The sequence below is a fragment of the Sulfitobacter sp. S190 genome, from assembly GCF_025141935.1.
In the GTDB taxonomy this organism is placed as follows: Bacteria; Pseudomonadota; Alphaproteobacteria; order Rhodobacterales; family Rhodobacteraceae; genus Sulfitobacter.
In genome coordinates, this window is the sequence record NZ_CP081120.1 from 704,148 (window position 1) to 724,345 (window position 20,198).

The following is a 20,198-nucleotide window of genomic DNA, read 5'->3' on the forward strand; positions in this document are numbered from 1 at the left end:
TCCGCCAGCGGAGCGTTTTCTTTTTGTCGCCATTGCGACACAAATTCTCCTCACTGGGTAGGTAGTCTTTGTAGCTGGGGGCCAGAATCGTTGGCATGTCGCCAAGCACCGGAAAACCGGGCAGGCGGCGGTGCCGGGAAAGACGTGATATGGCTGATGAGACAGAAACCTACGATATCGCCCGTGAGGTGATGAACGGCACCCGCGATGCACTGATGTGCGATAACTTCGACGCATTCGTGCGGTATTTCCGCCTGCCACAGCATATGGAAACGATCGAGGGCAAGCGTCTGGTCGAGACCAAAGCCGATCTGCGGCAGGTTTTTGACGCGGTGCGCCAGTATTTTGTGCGGACCGGCATTACCGGACTTGATCGCGAGCTGATCCGGGCCGAGCAGAAAGCGCCGCATCTGATCGAATACCTGTATGAAACGCAGATGATTTCGGAAAACACGTTGTTCGCGTTGCCGTATCCGACGTTTTCGATGCTGTGCAAAACGCCCGATGGTTGGCAGATCTATTACACCATGTACGGCATGATGAATGCAGATCAGCACCACGCCGCGCTTATCGACTAAACGCCGCTGCCGGGCGCAGGGCGGCCACATTGGCGCAGGCTGCAATCCGCTACTGGTCGTGCACCGATAAGCCCGTTAGAACAGCGTCAGTGCAATCCAAGAGCTGACGCAATGACCCAACAGATCAAGCCGCAACCCGGCATCATGGATATCGAGCTTTACCAGGGCGGCAAGTCGGCCATCGCGGGTCGCACCGATGTCCTCAAGCTGAGCTCTAACGAGAACCCGCTGGGCCCCGTGCCCGCGGCAATCACTGCAGCCGCCAGCGCAGCTGCCGATATGCACCGCTATCCTTCGACCGATCATGCGGCCCTGCGGACTGCAATCGGCGAAATCTGGAACGTCGATCCCGACCGGATCATTTGTGGTGTGGGGTCGGACGAGGTCTTGCAATTCGTCACACAGGCCTTTGCCGGTCCGGGGGATGAAATCATCCACACCGCGCACGGGTTTTCGCTCTATCCGGTGCTCATTCACATGGCGGGGGCCACGTCAGTTTGCGTGCCCGAGCGCGAGCGCGTCGTCGATGTCGATGCGATACTGGGGGCACTCTCTGACAAAACGCGCATCGTGCTGCTGACCAATCCGGGCAACCCGACAGGCACCCGGTTGTCGGACAGTGAGCTGGCACGTCTGGTCGACGGTATTCCGCCGCATGTCATTCTCGTCATTGATGGTGCCTATACCGAATATGCCGAAAGGTACGACGGGGGACTGTCCTATGCGGCGACCCGTCCCAATGTCCTGATGACGCGGACGTTTTCCAAGATTTATGGTCTGGGCGGATTGCGCATCGGGTGGGGCTATGGCCCGCGCGAAATGATCGACGTGATGACCCGCATTCGCCAGCCCTTCAATCTGTCGGTGATCCAGCTGGCCGCTGCAGAAGCGGCCGTGCGTGACACTGACTGGGTTGCTGACTGCGCCGCGCTCAACGCCGAGCAACGTGCGCGTCTGATCGGGGCGCTGGGGCAACTCGGCATCGCCACCGATCCTTCCGATACCAACTTCGTTCTGGCGCGGTTTGCCGACAAGCAAGAAGCAAGGTCAGCCGAAGATGCTTTGACTGCCGCAGGCATTCTGGTCCGCAGTGTCGCGGGTTACGGTTTTCCCGAAGGACTGCGGATCACGGTCGGGGACACCGACCAGACGGGCCGCGTGATTGACGCCCTGAACCAATGGCGGACCGTGGCATGAGCATCGTTTACGACCGTGTGGCGCTGATCGGGCTCGGGCTCATTGCCTCTTCGATCTTCTGGGCATCGAAGCGTGGAAATCTCGCGGGGGAGGTCGTCGGCTATGCCCGCTCCGCCGATACGCGTGATACGGCGCGCGAAATCGGCCTGTGCGATACCGTCTACGACGATATCCGCGATGCCGTACGCGATGCCGATCTTGTGGTTCTATGCGTTCCTGTCGGTGTGATGGGCGATGTGGTCGCGCAAATTGCAGATGTCCTGAAGCCCGGTGCGACCCTGACGGATGTCGGTTCGGTGAAGCGAGACGTCATCACCAGCGTTACGCCGCATTTACCGCAAGGCGTGCACTTTGTACCGGCCCATCCGCTCGCGGGGACCGAACACTCCGGACCCAGATCCGGTTTTGCCGAACTCTTCGACAATCGCTGGAGCCTGCTGGTGCCGGTGGACGGTACCGCCCCCGCAGCCACCGCAAAATTGCGCCGTTTCTGGGAAGGGTTGGGCGCCAATGTCGAGGAGATGGACGCCGATCACCACGATCTGGTTCTGGCTGTCACCAGTCACGCGCCACACCTGATTGCCTATACGATGGTGGGTGTCGCCGATGATCTACGCCGTGTCACCGACAGCGAAGTGGTGAAATATTCTGCCGCCGGGTTTCGTGATTTCACCCGTATCGCGGCATCGGATCCGACCATGTGGCGGGATGTATTCCTCACGAACAAGGACGCGACGCTCGAAATTCTCGGTCGCTTCACCGAAGAGCTTTTCGCCCTGCAACGCGCCATCCGGCAGGGGGATGGCGACCATCTGTTCGACTATTTCACGCGCACCCGTGCCATTCGGCGGGGCATCATCGAAGCAGGTCAGGACACCGATGCCCCCAACTTCGGCCGGACACCGGGGCAGAAACCTTGAGGCCGCTCGCTTTGATCCTGTGTTGTGTCGCGACGCTGTCGTGTGCGGGGCCGGACAGCTCCGAACGGCCGCAGGCAAGGCCCGGCTCTGACACCGGCGTCGTCATCGACCCAGACGGCACCATCGACCGCTCAGCGCTCGAGCGCGACAGCGGTGGGTTCATGTCATCGCTGCGCCCCATTTTCCGGTCACCCAAAGCTGTCCGCGAAGCCCGCCAGCAACAGCAACTTCTGGCGGCGGGAGCCGTGTGCGGAGACGTGAGCATTCAGGGTGAAGCGATCGGGCGTGTGCCGGGGCGTGTCGCCGGTTGCGGGGTCGATAACGCGGTTCGTATCAGCTCGATTTCCGGCGTATCGCTCAGCACCCGTTCGGTGATGGATTGCAACACGGCGCGTGCGCTGCGCACTTGGGTCGATAAAAGTGCGAAACCTGCGTTGTCCGGCAAAGGCGGTGGGCTGCGCGAAATAAAAGTGGCGGCACACTATGCGTGCCGGCGCCGCAACAATGCCAAAACAGGCAAGATTTCCGAGCATGGCAAAGGGCGGGCGATCGATATTTCTGCATTCCGTCTGGCGGATGGGAGCGACATCACCGTCTTGCGGGGCTGGAACGCGCGCGGCAGCAGCAAGGCATTGCGCCGGATGCACCGCGATGCCTGCGGCCCGTTCGGGACGGTCCTCGGCCCCAAGGCAAACCGCTTTCACCTCGATCATTTCCATTTCGACACAGCCCGCTACCGTTCGGGCAGCTATTGCCGCTAACGGATAATGAAACGCGGTGCGTTGCCCAGCGGGATAAAGCCCATCTGCATGCGCCCGTCTTCCAGTGTGATTTCCAGATCGAGCGTGTCGTCGGACCCGTTCATACGAGAGAGAAGCGATAAAGCCTGCGCGATGCCGCTGCGCACATCTGCCGTAATCGCACCGCCTGCTTCAGCGAGGTCAAGCATCCGCTCCCAGTTCTGTGCCGTGATATTGGCCGTGCCCGTCGGCACTCCCTGTGCATCGACAACCAGATCGGCGGTCAGCGCGATGCGCAATGCGCCCCACTGGGCCTCGGCCTGACGCAGCAAGATCGCACGCGGTTGGGGACGCGGACCCGCCAGCGCCCCACGGTCCCAAGGCTGATCGAACGTCACATCCATATCAACGCGCAGGGTTTCGAATTGCGCGGGCCACGCCTCGGGCAGGCGCAGCGCCTGACGCAACACAGATCCCGGCGCAAGATCGGTCGCATTGGCGCGCAGGGCATAGGTGCGCGCGTCGTCCTGCGCCTGTTGCGCCACAATATCGACTTCGCTGATGTCCAGCAGACGTCCTTCGACAAGATTGAGCGTGATGGGGGCCGCCGTGATCCGGGCGCTCTGCATCTGCAGCCGTGCACCGGGGCGCAGGCGCAGATCGGCGCGGGCGTCCATCGCAGTCAGCGTCGCTTCCGCCCGCGGACCTGACAGGTAAATCGTGTCTTGCGGCAGAGTAACGGTCAGAAATCCGGGCCAATAGATCGGGCTCGACATCCGGAGGTCAGGCACGCGAGCGGTGCTGCCGGTGGCCGGGTCACCGAGTGCGAGATCGGTCAGATCCGCACCGATGCGCAGCGGAAATCCTGCGCGCTCCGTCGTTTCCACATCCGCCGTTAGGCCCATTGTGCGTTGCTGGTTTAACCATGTTTGGACCCCGCCGAGCATCGCCCCTGTTGCAATCCACCACCAAAGGCCCCAAATCGCAAAAACTGCGACAAGAATGCCCAACAATCTTCGCTTCATCGAGGGAACCCTTTTCTCTGCAATCAAGTTGGGTTTTAGCGCCGCTAGGACAGGAGGACCAGTACCATGAGCATGTGGGTTTTCGGATACGGCAGTCTTCTTTGGAACCCCGGTTTCGAAGTGGCTGAAAGTGTGATCGGCAAACTGCCGAGCTACGGGCGAAGCTTCTGCATGCGCTCGATCCACCATCGCGGCACGCAGGACCAACCGGGTCTGGTTCTCGCTCTGGACCGGCAGGAAGGCAAGGCTTGCGAAGGGCTGGCACTGCGGGTCGTCGAAGGGCGCGAGGAATCAACGCTGGCCTATCTGCGGGAACGCGAATTGATTTCGTCGGCCTATGTCGAAAAACTGTTGCCGGTGATGCTGCAGGACGGGCGCAACATAACCGCGCTGGTTTACGTGATCGACGAAGATCACGAGCAATACTGCGGTGACCTGCCACTTGAAGAACAGGCACAGATCATCGCCCGCGCGGTTGGCGGCCGAGGCCCAAACACCGAATATCTGTTCAATACGGCCGACCACCTTGCCGAAGTCGGGCTGAAGGATCCGGCACTTGAATGGCTTGCCGACCGGGTCCGGGCCATCGCTGCATAAATCCTTGGGCTTGACCACAAATCACGCTAGAGTCGCGGGCAGATAACAATAAGGTCAGGAGCAGGGGCGCATGGCGCAGCCAGACCGCGAGGCAAACCCGCAATTTTCGCAGCCCGTTCAGCAGATTACCCTCATGCTTCTGGCATTGGGTCTTTGTGGCTTTGGTGCCTTCGTGGCCCTGCCGCGGGTGCTGCCTGTGTTTCAGGCGAACCCTTATCTGAACGGCTTTATCGCGCTTGTGTTCATCATCGGCGTGGGCGCGTGTTTCTATCAGGTGGTGCAACTGATCGGGTCGGTGCGCTGGATCGAGAATTTCGCCTCTGACGGGGCAAACCCCGAAGATCGTCCGCCACAAATGCTTGCCCCGCTTGCTGCGCTTTTGCGTACGCGTGGGGCGCGGATGCAGGTGAACGCCTCGTCGACGCGCTCTATCCTCGATTCCGTCGCGACCCGCATCGATGAAGCGCGAGAGATCACGCGCTATATTGTCAACATGCTCATCTTTCTGGGGCTGCTGGGCACGTTCTACGGCCTCGCCACGACGGTGCCGGCGATTGTCGATACCATTCGCAGCCTCGCGCCCGCCGAGGGCGAAGGCGGCACAGATGTTTTCAACCGGCTGATGACGGGGTTGGAATCGCAGCTTTCCGGGATGGGTGTGGCCTTTGCGTCGTCGTTGCTTGGGCTTGCCGGATCGCTCATCGTGGGACTGCTGGAGCTGCTCACGGGTCATGGACAAAACCGCTTTTACCAAGAACTCGAAGACTGGCTGAGCTCGATCACCCGTGTGGGGTTCAGTGCGGGTGACGACAGCACGCCTGAGCAGACAGTCATGGCGTCCATGGTCGATCATATGGCGCAGCAGATGGAAAACCTGCAGGAAATGTTCCAGAAATCGGAAACCGAACGGGCCGAGGTGGATCAAAAGCTGGGGGGGGTGGCAACGGCGCTCGAACGGATGGCGGTCCAATTGGGCGATCAACGCTCCGGTTCAGATGCGCTTGACCGGATTGCCGAAGGACAGGAACGGCTGATTGCCGCGGTCGAGGGGCAGCACACCGGTACCGATGGTGGTGCCGATGCCGAAAGCCGGATGCGGCTGCGCTCCATTGATGTCCAGATGCTGCGCATCCTCGAAGAAATCAGCGCCGGTCGGCAGGAAAGCATGGCCGAGCTACGTCAGGAACTTAGCCATCTTGCGACGGCACTGTCAGCTTCCCAGCGTGCTGACCAGACACGGCGGCTGCGGGCAGGTCTCAAACCCGACGGCGGAGGCAGCTGACCATGGCGCTGTCGCGACGGACCGGTGCACGTTTTCAGGCGTCGATCTGGCCCGGTTTTGTGGACGCGATGACCGGTCTTTTGCTGGTGCTGATGTTTGTCCTGACCATCTTCATGGTGGTGCAGTTCGTTCTGACAGAACGGATCTCGGGGCAGGAAAGCGAACTTGATACTTTGGCAGGCGAGGTGGCCGCGCTCGCACAGGCGCTGGGGCTGGAGGAACGCACAACTGCCGATTTGCAGCGGCGTCTGGGGGCGTTGTCGACGTCCCTCAGCGCTGCGGAAACGTTGGCGGAACAACAGGCAAACCTGATCGCTGCGCTTAGCGCGGAACGTGATGCACAGGCGGCAGAACTGGCAGAGGCCCAGACCCGTATCACCAGTTTCGAGGCGCGGGTTGTCGCCCTTCTTGCGGACCGCGATGCGGCACTGTCGCAGGTGTCCGATTTGCAGGATCGTGAAACCGCACTCCTTGATGAGCAGGATGCGCTGAACGCCGCCTTGGCCGCAAGTCGCGACGAGGTGGATGCGCAACAGGAAGCCGCGCGCCTTGCCGCCGCGCGCCGTGAAGCTCTGCAAGCGCTCGTCGCTGATTTGCGGGCACGCAACGCGGATGCGACAGATGCGATTGCCACCTTGGAAGGGCAGGTTGCAGAAAGTGCGGCCGCATTGGACGCAGAAGAGGCGGCACGGCTCGCCGAAGCCGCTGCGGCGGAAGCCCTGCGAGAACGACTGGAAGGCGCAGATACGGAACTGACCGCGATGACACTCGCGTTGGAAGCGCAACGCCGCGAGGCCGAGGAGACGCTGACCCTGCTCGCCGCCGCACGCGCCGCCGAGGAAGATCTGGATGTCCGGTTGGCCGCGGCACTTCTGCGGTCGACCACAGCACAAGCCGCGCTTGAAACCGCGCAGACCGAAAACGCGGCGCAGCGCAGTGCATTGCAGGAAGATCTGGCCGCAGCGCAGAGCCGTGTGCAGCGATTGGAAGAACAACTCGCAGCGGGTGAAACCGGTGCGGATGCGCTACGGCGCGAACTGGCCGCCGCACTTGCGGCGCAACGCGCGGCAGAGACTGCGGCAGATACCGCAGCGCAGACGCAAGAAGACCTGCGCGCCCAGATGCAAGCCGCGCTCGCCGCGCAGCTTGCCGCAGAAGCAGACGCCGCCGAGGACCTGAGCGCCGCGGAACGTCGGGAAGTGTTGTTGGCACAGGCGCGCGATGCGCTTGCAGAGGAGCGCCAGATTTCGAGCCGCGCACAGCGACAAACCGAACTGCTCAACCAGCAAGTCGCAGCGCTCCGCGCCGAACTCGGGCAACTTCAGGGGCTTCTCGACGAAGCCGCAGCTGCCGATGCCGCAAAACAGATTGAATTGCAGTCCCTTGGCTCGCGTCTGAACACAGCACTCGCGCGGGTCGCCGCCGAAGAACGCCGCCGCGCACAGCTGGAAGAGGCCGAGCGCAAGCGCCTCGAAGCCCGCGCCAAGGACCTCGAGCAGTACCGTTCGGAGTTTTTCGGTCAGTTGCGCAATCTGCTGGGCAGTCAGGAAGGCGTGCGCATCGAAGGCGACCGTTTCGTCTTTTCCTCCGAAGTCCTCTTTCCGCCCGGCGGTGCGATCCTGTCGAACGAGGGACGCCGCGAAATTGCCAAGGTGGCCGATATATTGCGCACTGTCGCTGCCGATATCCCGGAAGATATCGATTGGGTGATCCGTGTTGACGGCCATACGGACGATACGCCGCTCTCCGGTCTGGGCGAGTTTATGGACAATTGGGAGCTGAGCCAGGCGCGGGCCCTGTCCGTCGTGCGGTATATGTCAGGCTTTCTGGGCATCCCGCCGGACCGCCTTGCTGCAAACGGCTTTGGTCAATATCAACCGGTTGCTGTCGGAGACAGCGACGAAGCGCGCGCGCGCAACCGTCGGATCGAGCTGAAATTTACCGAGAAATAGAGAGCTCGATCCGTTCCTGATCCAGTGCTTGCCCATCGCGCAACAGCGTCGCCGTGCCTGTATAGGTACCGTCAGGCCACGCATCACCGCGCCGCTTTTTCCCGATGGCACGAAAGGACTGCGCTTGCGTACGTGTGGCCTTGTGGTCCTGCGCGACGATTTCCCCATCAGGTCCGCTCAAGGACAGCCGGATGATATCGCCTTCGCGGGTGCCGAAAAGAAAGCCATAGACGACCATCGCGCCGGATGTGGCATCGGGTTGGGCCACGGCGTCTGCCTTGACGGCATCGTAGTCGGGGACCTCGGCGGCAAGGCGGACATTGATGATACCGCCCGGCTCATATGCGACGGGATCGGACCATAGTGTATTTGCGTCAGGGACGCCGCAGGTGATCGCACCATCGGGATCGAACGGATCGATGACTTCACCGTTGCGCCGCACCGAAAGATGGACATGTGGAAATTCGGCCCGACCCGACATGCCGACCTGACCCAGCACATCGCCTGCCTCGACACGCTGGCCGCGCTCGACCGTGAGCGAGCCGCGCCGCAGGTGACAGTATTGGGTTTCCCATCCGTCGCCGTGTTGCAGCACCAGACCATTCCCGCATTCGCGCCCTTCGATCGATGCTGCGGTTTCGACAGTGTAACCGGTATCGGGCATCCCGTCGCGGGTGCCCCCGACAACACCAGCAGCGGAGGCCAGCACATCGACGCCCTGCGCAATCCTTGCCCGTGAGGGCAGAGCGAAATCGGTGCCCTTGTGACCGTCATAGGACAATGAAGCGCAGGTGAAATCCGACGCACCCGCGCCCGTGTCATGGTCCACGTATTGCTGGATGTAACAGTCGTCGGTCAGGTCACAATCGAGAGGTGCGACCAAAGAAAAATCCCCCGCCGCGACAGGCGCGGCGAGGGACATGAAAACGGCATAGGCAGCGCTGCGCATGCGTTATTCTGCGGTCAGCAGCGGTGGTTTGTCACCTGACAGGCGCGGGCTGTCCGGCCCGTGGATCGTCAGATCCAGCTCGCCTTTCTTGACGCCCACCTTGACGACACCGCCCTTCGCAAGTTTGCCAAACAGCAATTCTTCGGACAACGGCTTCTTGATGTACTCCTGAATGACACGTCCCAGCGGGCGTGCTCCCATCTTGTCGTCGTAGCCTTTGTCGGCCAGCCACTCCGCGGCTTTCTTGCTCAATTCGATGGTGACATTGCGGTCCATCAATTGCGCCTCAAGCTGCAGTACGAACTTCTCGACCACGCGCAGGATCGTTTCCTTGGGCAGGGCACCAAAGCTGATCACCGCGTCCAGACGGTTGCGGAATTCGGGTGTGAACGTCCGCTCGATCGCGGCTGTATCCTCGCCCGTACGACGATCCCGCCCGAAACCGATGGCCTCTTTCGCCTGTTCTGCCGCGCCCGCGTTGGACGTCATGATCAGAACCACATTGCGGAAATCGACCGTACGACCGTTGTGATCGGTCAGCTTGCCGTGATCCATCACTTGCAGCAGGATGTTGTAGACGTCGGGGTGCGCTTTCTCCATCTCGTCGAGCAGGAGTACGCAGTGTGGATCCTGATCGACACCGTCGGTCAGCATGCCACCCTGGTCGAACCCCACGTAACCCGGAGGCGCCCCGATCAGACGACTGACCGCGTGTTTTTCCATATATTCGGACATGTCGAACCGCAGCAGTTTGACGCCCAGCGTGTCGGCAAGCTGTTTGGCGACTTCCGTTTTGCCGACCCCGGTCGGACCCGCAAACAGGTAGTTGCCAATCGGCTTTTCGGGCTCACGCAGACCCGCGCGCGCCAGTTTGATGGCCGACGCCAGCGCTTCGATGGCCGTATCCTGACCGAACACCACCCGTTTGAGAGAGGTCTCCAGATCTTTGAGAACGATCACGTCGTCCTTGCTGACGTTCTTGGGCGGAATGCGCGCGATCTTGGCGACAACCGCTTCGACCTCTTTGGTGCCGATTGTCTTGCGACGCTTGGAGGCCGCAACGAGATGTTGCGCGGCACCCGCTTCGTCGATCACGTCAATGGCACTGTCGGGCAGCTTGCGATCGTTGATATAGCGATGCGCGAGTTCGACACTCGTTTTGATCGCGTCGGCGGTGTATTTGACGCCGTGGTGGTCCTCGAAATAGGGCTTGATCCCCTTGAGGATTTTCTGCGCATCCTCGACCGACGGCTCGCTCACATCGATCTTCTGGAAGCGGCGGCTGAGCGCGCGGTCCTTTTCGAAGTGCTGGCGGAATTCCTTGTATGTGGTGGACCCCATCGTGCGCAACTTGCCACCTGCGAGCGCAGGTTTCAGCAGGTTTGACGCATCCATGGCGCCACCCGATGTGGCTCCGGCCCCGATCACGGTGTGAATTTCGTCGATGAACAGCACGGCGTCGTCATGCTCTTCCAACTCGGTCACGACCGCCTTCAGCCGTTCTTCGAAATCACCGCGATAGCGGGTTCCGGCCAGCAAAGCGCCCATATCCAACGAGAAGATCGTGGTGTTTTCGAGAACCTCGGGCGTTTCGCCCGCAACGATCTTGCGTGCCAGACCTTCGGCGATAGCGGTCTTGCCCACGCCGGGATCGCCCACCAGAAGCGGGTTGTTCTTGCGACGGCGGCACAACACCTGGATGCAGCGCTCTACTTCGCTGTCGCGCCCGATCAGCGGGTCAATGTCGCCTTCGCGGGATTTGGCGTTCAGATCGACGCAGTATTTCGCCAGCGCGGATTCTTTTTTCTCTCCTTCGGTGACGCCCTGCGGCTCGTCCTCGATCTCGGGGCTGCCCGATACCGGACGTTGTTCACCGTATGCAGGGTCCTTTGCCACACCATGCGCGATGAAATTCACGGCGTCATAGCGGGTCATGTCCTGATCCTGCAGGAAATAGGCGGCGTTGCTTTCGCGTTCGGCAAAGATCGCGACCAGCACATTGGCGCCGGTCACCTCTGTCCGGCCCGAAGACTGCACGTGGATCGCTGCCCGCTGGATCACCCGCTGGAATGCAGCAGTCGGCACAGCTTCGGATCCTTCGATGTCGGTCACCAGGTTGCTGAGATCTTCGTCGATGAATTCGACAAGAGTTTCGCGCAATTCATCGACATTGACCGAACAGGCTTTCATGACCTGAAGGGCGTCGGGTTCATCCACCAGGGAAAGCAACAGATGTTCCAGCGTTGCGAATTCGTGACGGCGGGCATTCGCGAGCGCCAGCGCCGCATGTATGGACTGCTCAAGTGTGTTCGAGAATGAAGGCACAAGCGTGCTCCTTTTCGATGGGGGTCGGCGGGTGCGCATGAAAAATGTCAGGCGCCTGCGGTCCGACCATGGCCTGTTAGTATTAGAGTTTGGTTGATAAGCCCCACTCTTCAAGTCTTTTTTGTAATTATCTCGTCACAATCGCCGTGATATATGTGACAGCCGCCGTGATCAGCGGCGCTGCCTGTTTTCCCCGCTTTTGCGATTTGTGCGTAAAAACGCGCCGGATTGGCCTAGAAACTGTCTTTTCGGGACCGTATTTCCGCAAAAACCGCCGTATCGCTCGCATCCGCCATGTCCAGCGTTGCGCGAATTGCCGCATCTTCGGGGCGTAGGAACGGATTTGTGGCGCTTTCGAGCGACAGCAGCGAGGGCACGGTAAAACGGCCTTCCTGCCGCAATCGGGTGATCTCGGTCGCGCGTTTCACCAGTTCCGCGTTATCCGGACACACGCTGAGCGCGAATTTCGCGTTACTCGCGGTATATTCGTGGCCCGAACAGATCCATGTATCCGCAGGCAGGCCGCGCAGCTTTTGCAGGCTCGTCCACATCTGGTCCGGCGTCCCTTCGAAAAGCCGCCCGCATCCCAGCGCCATCAGACTATCTGCGGTAAAGGCGGCTTTGGCGTCGGCGACATAGAACGCGATGTGGCCGATTGTATGGCCCGATACATCCCAGACATCGACGGTGGCACCCGCAAAGTCGAATTGCCCACCGTCGGCGATTTTGTGATCCAGCGGCGGCAGGCGTGCGGCGTCCGCCTCGGCGCCATAGACGGGCGCGGGATAGGCTTCGGCCAGCGTCTCGAGCCCGTCAACATGGTCGAAATGATGGTGCGTCAGCCAAATCTGGTTCAGCGGCCAGTCCCGCTCGCGCAATTCGGCCATGATCGGACCGGCCTCCGGCACATCGACGAGTGCGGTCTCGCCGGATGGTCTGTGATGCAGCAAGAACGCATAGTTGTCCGAAAGACACGGCACCGTAACCAGATCGAAATCTCCGATCGTGATGGTTTCGCTGTGAATAGATTCCGACATGGGCAAGGCCTTTCGACTGGGCTAGGGTGGCTCAGGATGGCGCAACTGGGACAGCTTCGCAATGCATCTTGATGTGCAGGATCTGCGTAATTTCTATTACCGCAGCGCGTTGGGTCGGGCGGCGCAAAAATCGCTGCGGGGCCGGATGTTGGAGCTGTGGCCCGAAGCGCAGGGCCAGACGGTTGTCGGCTTCGGGTTTGCCGCGCCGTTGCTGCGGCCCTACCTCGCCGAGGCCCGCCGGGTCATCACGCTGATGCCTGGGCCCCAGGGCGTGATGCCGTGGCCTGCTGGCATGGACAATACCTCCGTGCTGACCGAAGAAACGCTTTGGCCGCTCGAGACGGGTCATGTCGACAAGCTGGTATTGCTGCACGGGCTCGAGACGTCCGAGCGTGCGTCGGACCTGCTGGAAGAATGCTGGCGGGTGCTCGGTCCGGGGGGCAGGGCGCTGTTCATCGTGCCCAACCGCGGCGGGCTGTGGGCAAGGCGCGACAGGACGCCATTCGGCTACGGGAGGCCCTATTCGCCCGGACAGCTCGAGGCGCAGCTGCGCAAGCACCAGTTCCTGCCCGAACGCCACGTCGGGGCGCTGTACCAGTTCCCCTCCGGGCAGCGGGTCTGGATGAAATCGGCGGGCCTTTTCGAAAAAGTCGGGCGCCATGTGCCGACCATCGCGGCAGGGGGCGCTTTCATGGTGGAGGCGACCAAGCTCGTCTATCCTCCCAAAGGCAAGGTGAAGCGCAGCAAGGCACGCAACCCGATCGCGGTGCCGGTGGGGGCCGCAAAACCGGTTTGAGGCGCGGCCGCGGTTTGAGGGCAAACCGGGATAATCACCACGCAACGAGGGTCTAGAATCGAGCCAACTGCGTCAAATTCGCCCTCCGAACGAAAATTAATAGCACCGGCAAACCGGTGTAAATGGCGCAAGTCCTTGAAACAAAGGGGCATCGGGTCAAATACGCAATCACTATACTGTGTTGCGGCAGTGAGATCGGTCTGCTACATCGCCCCTGATTTAATCGCTTGAGAGTTTTCAAGCCGCGCCAACAGACCGGTGACGCGACTTATTCGTGTATCCGGCATGACGTACGAGAGGATGGACGTGTCCGAACCAGCTTCGATTTCCACCGGCATCGCGGAGCGCTACGCAACTGCCGTTTATGACCTGGCCAAAGAGGCCGATAAGGTCAAAGCCATTGAGACCGATCTGACGGCTCTGAATGACGCGCTGACAACCAGCGATGACTTCCGCGCCCTGATCCATTCGCCGATCTATACGCGCGACCAGCAAGCGTCCGCCATCGCGGCGCTGAGCACCAAGATGAACCTGTCGCCGATGATGGGCAACACGCTGGCGCTGATGGCGCAAAAGCGGCGCCTCTTCGTTGTGCCGCAGCTGGTTCAGACGCTGCGCGACATCATCGCCGAGGACAAGGGCGAGGTTACCGCCGACGTCACATCCGCCAAGGCGCTGACCAAGACGCAAGCCGACAAGCTGGCCAAGTCGCTCAAGGCGAGCACCGGCAAAACCGTAACACTCAATCAGACCGTTGATGAATCCCTCATCGGTGGTCTTGTCGTCAAAGTGGGCTCCAAGATGATCGACACGTCGATCCGCTCGAAGCTCAATTCCCTCCAGAATGCAATGAAAGAGGTCGGATAAATGGGTATCCAAGCTGCAGAGATTTCTGCGATCCTGAAAGACCAGATCAAGAACTTTGGTCAGGAAGCCGAAGTGGCCGAAGTGGGCCGCGTTCTGAGCGTTGGCGATGGTATCGCCCGCGTTTACGGTCTGGACAATGTTCAGGCCGGTGAAATGGTTGAATTCCCCGGCGGTATTCAGGGTATGGCCCTGAACCTCGAAGCCGACAATGTCGGTGTCGTGATCTTCGGGTCCGACCGTGACATCAAGGAAGGCGACGTCGTAAAGCGGACGAACTCCATCGTGGACGTGCCAATCGGTGACGAACTGCTGGGCCGCGTTGTGGACGGTCTGGGTAACCCCATCGACGGCAAAGGCCCCATCGGCGCGTCCAAGCGCGGTCTGGCCGAAGTCAAAGCGCCGGGCATCATCCCGCGCAAATCCGTGCACGAGCCCATGGCGACCGGCCTGAAATCCGTCGACGCGATGATCCCGATCGGCCGTGGCCAGCGTGAGCTGATCATTGGTGACCGCCAGACCGGTAAAACAGCCGTGGCACTTGACGCGATGCTGAACCAGGCGCAGGTCAACGAGCGTGCGGGCGACGACGAGAGCAAGAAGATGTACTGTGTGTACGTTGCGATCGGCCAGAAACGCTCCACCGTGGCGCAGCTTGTGAAAAAGCTCGAAGAAACCGGTGCCATCGAATATTCCATCGTTGTGGCCGCGACCGCGTCCGAGCCTGCCCCCATGCAGTTCCTCGCGCCCTATTCCGCGACCGCGATGGCAGAGCACTTCCGCGACAATGGCCGTCACGCCCTGATCGTGTACGATGATCTGTCCAAACAGGCCGTGTCCTACCGCCAGATGTCCCTGCTGCTGCGTCGTCCGCCCGGGCGTGAAGCCTATCCCGGTGACGTTTTCTATCTCCACTCCCGTCTGCTCGAGCGGTCGGCGAAACTGGGTGATGATGCGGGCAACGGCTCGCTGACGGCCCTGCCGATCATCGAAACCCAAGGTGGCGACGTGTCCGCGTTTATTCCGACAAACGTGATTTCGATCACCGACGGTCAGATCTTCCTGGAAACGGAACTGTTCTACCAGGGTATCCGCCCCGCCGTGAACACCGGTCTGTCGGTTTCGCGCGTTGGCTCCTCGGCTCAAACCAAGGCGATGTCGAGCGTGGCCGGTCCGGTGAAACTGTCGCTGGCCCAGTACCGCGAAATGGCTGCCTTTGCGCAGTTCGGCTCCGACCTTGATGCCGCAACCCAGCAGCTGCTGGCCCGTGGTGCGCGTCTGACCGAGCTGATGAAACAGCCCCAGTACAACCCGCTGACCAACGCCGAAATCGTTTGCGTCATCTATGCCGGTACCAACGGTTACCTCGACAAGATCGACGTGACCGAAGTTGGCCGTTACGAGGCGGGCTTGCTGAGCCACCTGCGCGGCAAACACGCCGACCTGCTCGACGACATCACCCAAAACGACCGCAAGGTGAAAGACGAGCTGGAAGACAAAATCAAGGCGGCTCTCGACGCGTTCGCTGCTGACTTCTCGTAAGGGGAGAGACGCCAATGGCTAATCTCAAAGACCTTAAAAACAGGATCGCGTCGGTCAAATCGACCCGCAAGATCACAAAGGCCATGCAAATGGTTGCCGCGGCGAAACTTCGCCGCGCGCAGGAGGCTGCCGAAGCGTCGCGCCCCTATACCGAACGCTTCAACGCCGTCATGGCGTCGCTGGCCGCTTCGGTTGGCGGGTCCGATTCCGCGCCCAAACTGCTAAGCGGTACGGGCAAGGATGACGTGCATCTGCTGGTCGTCATGACGGCCGAGCGCGGATTGTGCGGTGGCTTCAACGCCAACATCGCGAAAAAGGCCCGTGCCTTCGCGCAGGAACGGCTCGCCGAAGGCAAGACCGTGAAAATCCTGACCGTGGGCAAAAAAGGCCGTGATCAGCTGAAGCGTGATCTGGGCGACCATTTCGTGGGCCACGTCGACCTCACCGAGGTCAAGCGCGTGGGCTACACGGACGCACAGGGCATCGCAAAAGACGTGCTGACGCGCTTCGAAGACGGCGAATTCGATATCGCCACATTGTTCTTCGCCGAGTTCGTCAACGTGGTCAGCCAGATCCCGCAGGCCCAACAGGTCATCCCGGCCAAGTTCGACGCTGACGAAGGGGCGGGCGATAGTGCGGAAACACTGTTCGACTACGAGCCTTCCGAAGAGGCGATCCTGGCGGACCTGCTGCCGCGCGGCGTGGCAACTGCGATCTTCTCGGCCTTGCTGGAAAACGGCGCATCCGAACAGGGTGCACGGATGTCGGCAATGGACAACGCAACCCGCAACGCGGGCGAGATGATCGAAGATCTGACCATCGAATACAACCGTTCGCGTCAGGCCGTCATCACGAACGAGCTGATCGAAATCATTTCCGGCGCGGAAGCGCTGTAAGAAACTGGAGAGACACGACATGGCAAATGCAGTCGGCAAAATCACCCAAGTCATCGGCGCGGTCGTTGACGTGCAGTTCGAAGATCACCTGCCAGAGATCCTCAACTCGCTGAAAACAGAAAACCAGGGCAAGGGCCTGATCCTCGAAGTGGCTCAGCACCTTGGCGAAAACACGGTACGGACCATCGCGATGGACGCCACCGAAGGTCTGGTCCGCGGCCAGTCCGTGACCGACACAGGCGCGCCGATCTCGATCCCGGTTGGGAACGCGACACTGGGCCGGATCATGAACGTTGTTGGCGAACCCATCGACGAAAAAGGCCCCGTTGCGGCGACCGAAACACGGTCCATCCACGCGGACGCGCCCGAATTCGCCGAACAGTCCACCACATCGGAAGTGCTCGAAACCGGCATCAAGGTTATCGACCTGCTGGCCCCCTATGCCAAGGGTGGTAAAATCGGTCTCTTCGGTGGTGCGGGTGTGGGTAAAACCGTTCTCATCATGGAACTGATCAACAACATCGCCAAAGTGCACTCGGGCTACTCCGTGTTCGCGGGCGTGGGTGAGCGGACCCGTGAAGGCAACGACCTTTACCACGAGATGATCGAATCCAACGTCATCAACCCCGAAAACCTCGAAGAGAGCCAGGTTGCTCTGGTTTACGGTCAGATGAACGAACCTCCCGGAGCGCGTATGCGTGTGGCTCTGACCGGTCTGACACTGGCCGAGCAGTTCCGCGACCAATCCGGTACCGACGTTCTGTTCTTCGTGGACAACATTTTCCGCTTCACGCAGGCCGGTTCCGAAGTGTCCGCCCTGCTGGGCCGTATCCCTTCGGCTGTGGGCTATCAGCCGACGCTGGCGACCGATATGGGCGCGATGCAGGAACGCATCACATCGACCAAGTCCGGTTCGATCACATCGGTGCAGGCCGTTTACGTTCCTGCGGATGACTTGACCGACCCCGCGCCCGCGACCTCCTTTGCCCACCTCGACGCGACGACCGTTCTGGACCGTTCGATTTCGGAAAAAGGCATCTACCCGGCTGTGGACCCACTGGGCTCCACGTCGCGTCTGCTTGATCCGCTGGTCATCGGCGAAGAGCACTACAAAGTCGCAACCGACGTTCAGCAGATCCTTCAGCGCTACAAATCGCTGCAAGACATCATCGCGATCCTCGGCATGGACGAGCTGAGCGAGGAAGACAAACTGACCGTGGCCCGTGCCCGTAAGATCGAACGCTTCCTCAGCCAGCCTTTCGACGTTGCGAAAGTCTTTACCGGTGCGGATGGCAAGCAGGTTCCGCTGGCCGACACGATCCAGTCCTTCAAGGAAGTTGTCGCCGGTGAATACGATCACCTGCCCGAAGGCGCGTTCTACATGGTTGGTGGCATCGACGAAGTGAAGGCGAAAGCCGAGAAAATGGCAGCCGACGCCGCCTGATAGGAGCACCTGAACATGGCAGACACGATGCAATTCGATCTGGTGTCGCCTGAGCGGCGCCTCGCCTCCGGCCAGGTGGCTTCGGTGCAGATCCCCGGTGCGGATGGTGACATGACGGCGATGCCCGATCATGCCCCCACCATCACCACGCTGCGCCCCGGTCTGCTGACTGTGGACGGGCCCGATGGCCAGTCCCAGTACGTGGTGACCGGTGGCTTTGCCGAAATCACCGCCACCGGTGTGTCGGTGCTGGCCGAACGTGCGCTGGCACGCGAGGACATGACCCAAGAGGCCATGGACGAGATCATGGAAGAAGCCAAAAACACCTATACCAAGGTGAAAGAGGCCTTTGAAAATGAACCCGGTCCTGTGGACGACGCGGCCAAGCTGCTGTCGGACATGGTTGCCATGGGTGAGGAAATTGGTTTGTCTGCAAAGCAGCCAAGCCTCTGATCTGACGTCCAATGACGATTTTCGGGCCCGGTGCAGCGATGCGCCGGGCCCGACTTCTTTTGCGGCCCTGTCTTTCCCGAAAGGAACGCGCTAGACCTACGCCCAACAAGGGAAAGCCGGGTTCGTCAGATGAAAAAACTACGCAGTAGCGTGCTGGGTATCGCCAACGGGGACGAGGTGTTGTTCGAGGATTTCACCGACGATGGCGAGATGTGGACGGGGCGTGGACAACGCGAACGCCGCCGCCGGATCAAGTTCTCCGAACCCTTCGAGCGCCCCCCTACGGTGCAGCTGAACATCTCGCTTTGGGACATGGACGCATCGAACATCCTGCGCGCCGATCTGGCGGCAGAGGCGGTCACCGAAAGCGGTTTCGACATGGTGTTTCGCACCTGGGGGGACACTCGTGTCGCCCGCATTCGCATTGCCTGGACGGCAATCGGCGAACTGCCCGACCCCGATACATGGGACGTCGGATAACGCGCTGCCAGAGCAGGGGGCTTAGGTGCCGGTGTACATCCCGTCGTAGATCGGGCCGAGTGTATTCTGCTCGAACAGCGATGACACAGAGGTGCCGTTCCAGATATTGAGGATCGCCTGCGCAAAGATCGGGGCGGTCGGTACAATGCGGATGTTTGACGCGGCCTTGATCGCGTCCGTGGGGGCGATACTGTCGGTGATGACCAGCGACTTCATGACCGACTTTGTGACGCGGTCAACCGCGGGGCCGGACATGACACCGTGGCTGATGTAGGCGTGCACCTCGTTGGCCCCGTTTTCGATCAGCACTTCGGCCGCCTTGCACAGCGTGCCGGCGGTGTCGCAGATATCGTCCACGATCAGGCATGTCTTGCCGGTCACGTCACCGATCACGGTCATCTCGGCAATCTCACCGGGTTTTTCACGGCGCTTGTCCACGATGGCCAGCGGCGCGTTTAGACGCTTGGCCAATTCACGGGCACGGGCCACGCCCCCGACATCGGGCGAAACGATCATGAGATCGGACATCTGGTCCTTGAACTGATCCTTGATGTCCAGCGCAAACACCGGAGAGGCGTAGAGGTTGTCGACAGGAATATCGAAGAAGCCCTGGATCTGCGCGGCGTGCAGGTCCATCGTCAGCACCCGTTCGATCCCGGCACCCACCAGCATATTGGCGACCAGCTTGGCGGTGATGGGCGTGCGGGCCTTTGTGCGGCGGTCCTGACGGGCATACCCGAAGTAGGGCAGCACTGCCGTCACCCGCGATGCGGAGGACCGGCGCAGGGCGTCGGCCATGATCATCAACTCCATCAGATTGTCGTTCGCCGGGTTCGACGTCGACTGGATGATGAACATGTCCTCTCCGCGCACGTTCTCGAAAACCTCGACGAAAATCTCGCCGTCGTTAAAGCGTTCGACCCGCGCATCCACCAATCCGACATTCACCCCGCGGTGCAGCGACATGCGCCTTGCGATGGCATTGGCCAGCGGCATGTTGGCGTTGCCGGAAATCAGCTTTGGCTCTGACGAATTGGGCATGGGGGAGAGGCTCCGTAGCAGCGGTATAACAGAATCGTTACGTTGAACCCCGATTAACAGAACCTTAGGGTCGCGCAAAG

Annotated in this window: 19 protein-coding genes; 14 read left to right on the forward strand and 5 right to left on the reverse strand. The window is 60.8% G+C overall.

What is annotated here, in order from left to right; genetic code table 11:
• The first annotated feature begins 149 nt into the window (after positions 1–149).
• The 4 genes from K3756_RS03710 (at position 150) to K3756_RS03725 (ending at position 3,456) form a co-directional block, all read left to right on the forward strand.
• Positions 150–578: a hypothetical protein gene (locus K3756_RS03710; RefSeq protein WP_259991027.1), complete on the forward strand. Its 429-nt coding sequence runs from the start codon at positions 150–152 to the stop codon at positions 576–578.
• Positions 579–689: 111 nt separating this feature from the next.
• Positions 690–1,775, forward strand: coding sequence for a histidinol-phosphate transaminase (gene hisC / locus K3756_RS03715; RefSeq protein ID WP_259991029.1), 1,086 nt, complete (start codon positions 690–692; stop codon positions 1,773–1,775).
• Positions 1,772–2,695, forward strand: a complete 924-nt coding sequence (locus K3756_RS03720; RefSeq protein ID WP_259991031.1) for a prephenate/arogenate dehydrogenase family protein — start codon at positions 1,772–1,774, stop codon at positions 2,693–2,695. The genes hisC and K3756_RS03720 overlap by 4 nt, the downstream gene beginning before the upstream one ends.
• The gene (locus tag K3756_RS03725; protein ID WP_259991033.1) at positions 2,692–3,456 is read left to right on the forward strand and encodes an extensin family protein; all 765 of its coding nucleotides are present in this window, start codon (positions 2,692–2,694) and stop codon (positions 3,454–3,456) included. The genes K3756_RS03720 and K3756_RS03725 overlap by 4 nt, the downstream gene beginning before the upstream one ends.
• Here K3756_RS03725 and K3756_RS03730 read toward each other — a convergent pair.
• Positions 3,453–4,460 carry a DUF2125 domain-containing protein gene (locus K3756_RS03730; RefSeq protein ID WP_259991035.1) on the reverse strand — a complete coding sequence of 336 codons (1,008 nt, stop codon included), beginning with the start codon at positions 4,458–4,460 and terminating at the stop codon, positions 3,453–3,455. The two genes, K3756_RS03725 and K3756_RS03730, sit on opposite strands and share 4 nt — an antisense overlap.
• Before the next feature lie 66 nt (positions 4,461–4,526).
• On the opposite strand from K3756_RS03730, the gene K3756_RS03735 reads away from it, so the two are divergent.
• The 3 genes from K3756_RS03735 to K3756_RS03745 all read left to right on the forward strand — a co-directional run bounded on the left by K3756_RS03735 (position 4,527) and on the right by K3756_RS03745 (position 8,291).
• Complete coding sequence (locus tag K3756_RS03735; protein WP_259991037.1) at positions 4,527–5,057, forward strand: gamma-glutamylcyclotransferase; 531 nt, start codon at positions 4,527–4,529, stop codon at positions 5,055–5,057.
• Positions 5,058–5,127: 70 nt separating this feature from the next.
• Positions 5,128–6,339, forward strand: a complete 1,212-nt coding sequence (locus K3756_RS03740; protein WP_259991039.1) for a biopolymer transporter ExbB — start codon at positions 5,128–5,130, stop codon at positions 6,337–6,339.
• Positions 6,340–6,341: 2 nt separating this feature from the next.
• The gene (locus K3756_RS03745) at positions 6,342–8,291 is read left to right on the forward strand and encodes a peptidoglycan -binding protein (RefSeq protein ID WP_259991040.1); all 1,950 of its coding nucleotides are present in this window, start codon (positions 6,342–6,344) and stop codon (positions 8,289–8,291) included.
• Here the strand turns inward: K3756_RS03745 and K3756_RS03750 are convergent.
• The 3 genes from K3756_RS03750 to gloB form a co-directional block, all read right to left on the reverse strand.
• Entirely contained in the window at positions 8,278–9,240 is a 963-nt protein-coding gene (locus tag K3756_RS03750) for a M23 family metallopeptidase (RefSeq protein WP_259991042.1), read from the reverse strand. The two genes, K3756_RS03745 and K3756_RS03750, sit on opposite strands and share 14 nt — an antisense overlap.
• 3 nt (positions 9,241–9,243) lie before the next feature.
• Positions 9,244–11,565 carry an ATP-dependent Clp protease ATP-binding subunit ClpA gene (clpA, locus tag K3756_RS03755; RefSeq protein WP_259991044.1) on the reverse strand — a complete coding sequence of 774 codons (2,322 nt, stop codon included), beginning with the start codon at positions 11,563–11,565 and terminating at the stop codon, positions 9,244–9,246.
• A gap of 233 nt (positions 11,566–11,798) precedes the next feature.
• On the reverse strand, positions 11,799–12,602 hold the full coding sequence (gene gloB / locus K3756_RS03760; protein WP_259991046.1) for a hydroxyacylglutathione hydrolase: 804 nt from the start codon (positions 12,600–12,602) through the stop codon (positions 11,799–11,801).
• A 61-nt stretch (positions 12,603–12,663) separates the two neighbouring features.
• On the opposite strand from gloB, the gene K3756_RS03765 reads away from it, so the two are divergent.
• The 7 genes from K3756_RS03765 to K3756_RS03795 all read left to right on the forward strand — a co-directional run bounded on the left by K3756_RS03765 (position 12,664) and on the right by K3756_RS03795 (position 19,077).
• Positions 12,664–13,398: a class I SAM-dependent methyltransferase gene (locus tag K3756_RS03765; RefSeq protein ID WP_259991048.1), complete on the forward strand. Its 735-nt coding sequence runs from the start codon at positions 12,664–12,666 to the stop codon at positions 13,396–13,398.
• A gap of 306 nt (positions 13,399–13,704) precedes the next feature.
• The gene (locus K3756_RS03770; protein WP_259991050.1) at positions 13,705–14,265 is read left to right on the forward strand and encodes a F0F1 ATP synthase subunit delta; all 561 of its coding nucleotides are present in this window, start codon (positions 13,705–13,707) and stop codon (positions 14,263–14,265) included.
• Positions 14,266–15,804 carry a F0F1 ATP synthase subunit alpha gene (gene atpA / locus K3756_RS03775; protein ID WP_259991052.1) on the forward strand — a complete coding sequence of 513 codons (1,539 nt, stop codon included), beginning with the start codon at positions 14,266–14,268 and terminating at the stop codon, positions 15,802–15,804.
• Positions 15,805–15,818: 14 nt separating this feature from the next.
• Positions 15,819–16,700, forward strand: coding sequence for a F0F1 ATP synthase subunit gamma (locus K3756_RS03780; protein ID WP_259991054.1), 882 nt, complete (start codon positions 15,819–15,821; stop codon positions 16,698–16,700).
• 19 nt (positions 16,701–16,719) lie between these two features.
• Positions 16,720–18,144: a F0F1 ATP synthase subunit beta gene (gene atpD, locus K3756_RS03785; RefSeq protein ID WP_259991057.1), complete on the forward strand. Its 1,425-nt coding sequence runs from the start codon at positions 16,720–16,722 to the stop codon at positions 18,142–18,144.
• 15 nt (positions 18,145–18,159) lie between these two features.
• Entirely contained in the window at positions 18,160–18,597 is a 438-nt protein-coding gene (locus K3756_RS03790; RefSeq protein WP_259991059.1) for a F0F1 ATP synthase subunit epsilon, read from the forward strand.
• Between the two features lie 129 nt (positions 18,598–18,726).
• Positions 18,727–19,077: an H-type lectin domain-containing protein gene (locus K3756_RS03795; RefSeq protein WP_259991060.1), complete on the forward strand. Its 351-nt coding sequence runs from the start codon at positions 18,727–18,729 to the stop codon at positions 19,075–19,077.
• Positions 19,078–19,098: 21 nt separating this feature from the next.
• On the opposite strand, the gene K3756_RS03800 is transcribed toward K3756_RS03795, so the two are convergent.
• Entirely contained in the window at positions 19,099–20,118 is a 1,020-nt protein-coding gene (locus K3756_RS03800; protein WP_259991062.1) for a ribose-phosphate pyrophosphokinase, read from the reverse strand.
• Between the last annotated feature and the right edge of the window lie 80 nt (positions 20,119–20,198).

Coding starts and splice junctions, on each gene's coding strand:
- K3756_RS03710 (WP_259991027.1), top strand. CDS start 150: ATGGCTGATGAGACAGAAACCTACGATATCGCCCGTGAGGTGATGAAC.
- hisC (WP_259991029.1), top strand. CDS start 690: ATGACCCAACAGATCAAGCCGCAACCCGGCATCATGGATATCGAGCTT.
- K3756_RS03720 (WP_259991031.1), top strand. CDS start 1,772: ATGAGCATCGTTTACGACCGTGTGGCGCTGATCGGGCTCGGGCTCATT.
- K3756_RS03730 (WP_259991035.1), bottom strand. CDS start 4,460: ATGAAGCGAAGATTGTTGGGCATTCTTGTCGCAGTTTTTGCGATTTGG.
- K3756_RS03735 (WP_259991037.1), top strand. CDS start 4,527: ATGAGCATGTGGGTTTTCGGATACGGCAGTCTTCTTTGGAACCCCGGT.
- K3756_RS03740 (WP_259991039.1), top strand. CDS start 5,128: ATGGCGCAGCCAGACCGCGAGGCAAACCCGCAATTTTCGCAGCCCGTT.
- K3756_RS03745 (WP_259991040.1), top strand. CDS start 6,342: ATGGCGCTGTCGCGACGGACCGGTGCACGTTTTCAGGCGTCGATCTGG.
- K3756_RS03750 (WP_259991042.1), bottom strand. CDS start 9,240: ATGCGCAGCGCTGCCTATGCCGTTTTCATGTCCCTCGCCGCGCCTGTC.
- gloB (WP_259991046.1), bottom strand. CDS start 12,602: ATGTCGGAATCTATTCACAGCGAAACCATCACGATCGGAGATTTCGAT.
- K3756_RS03765 (WP_259991048.1), top strand. CDS start 12,664: ATGCATCTTGATGTGCAGGATCTGCGTAATTTCTATTACCGCAGCGCG.
- atpA (WP_259991052.1), top strand. CDS start 14,266: ATGGGTATCCAAGCTGCAGAGATTTCTGCGATCCTGAAAGACCAGATC.
- K3756_RS03780 (WP_259991054.1), top strand. CDS start 15,819: ATGGCTAATCTCAAAGACCTTAAAAACAGGATCGCGTCGGTCAAATCG.
- atpD (WP_259991057.1), top strand. CDS start 16,720: ATGGCAAATGCAGTCGGCAAAATCACCCAAGTCATCGGCGCGGTCGTT.
- K3756_RS03790 (WP_259991059.1), top strand. CDS start 18,160: ATGGCAGACACGATGCAATTCGATCTGGTGTCGCCTGAGCGGCGCCTC.
- K3756_RS03795 (WP_259991060.1), top strand. CDS start 18,727: ATGAAAAAACTACGCAGTAGCGTGCTGGGTATCGCCAACGGGGACGAG.
- K3756_RS03800 (WP_259991062.1), bottom strand. CDS start 20,118: ATGCCCAATTCGTCAGAGCCAAAGCTGATTTCCGGCAACGCCAACATG.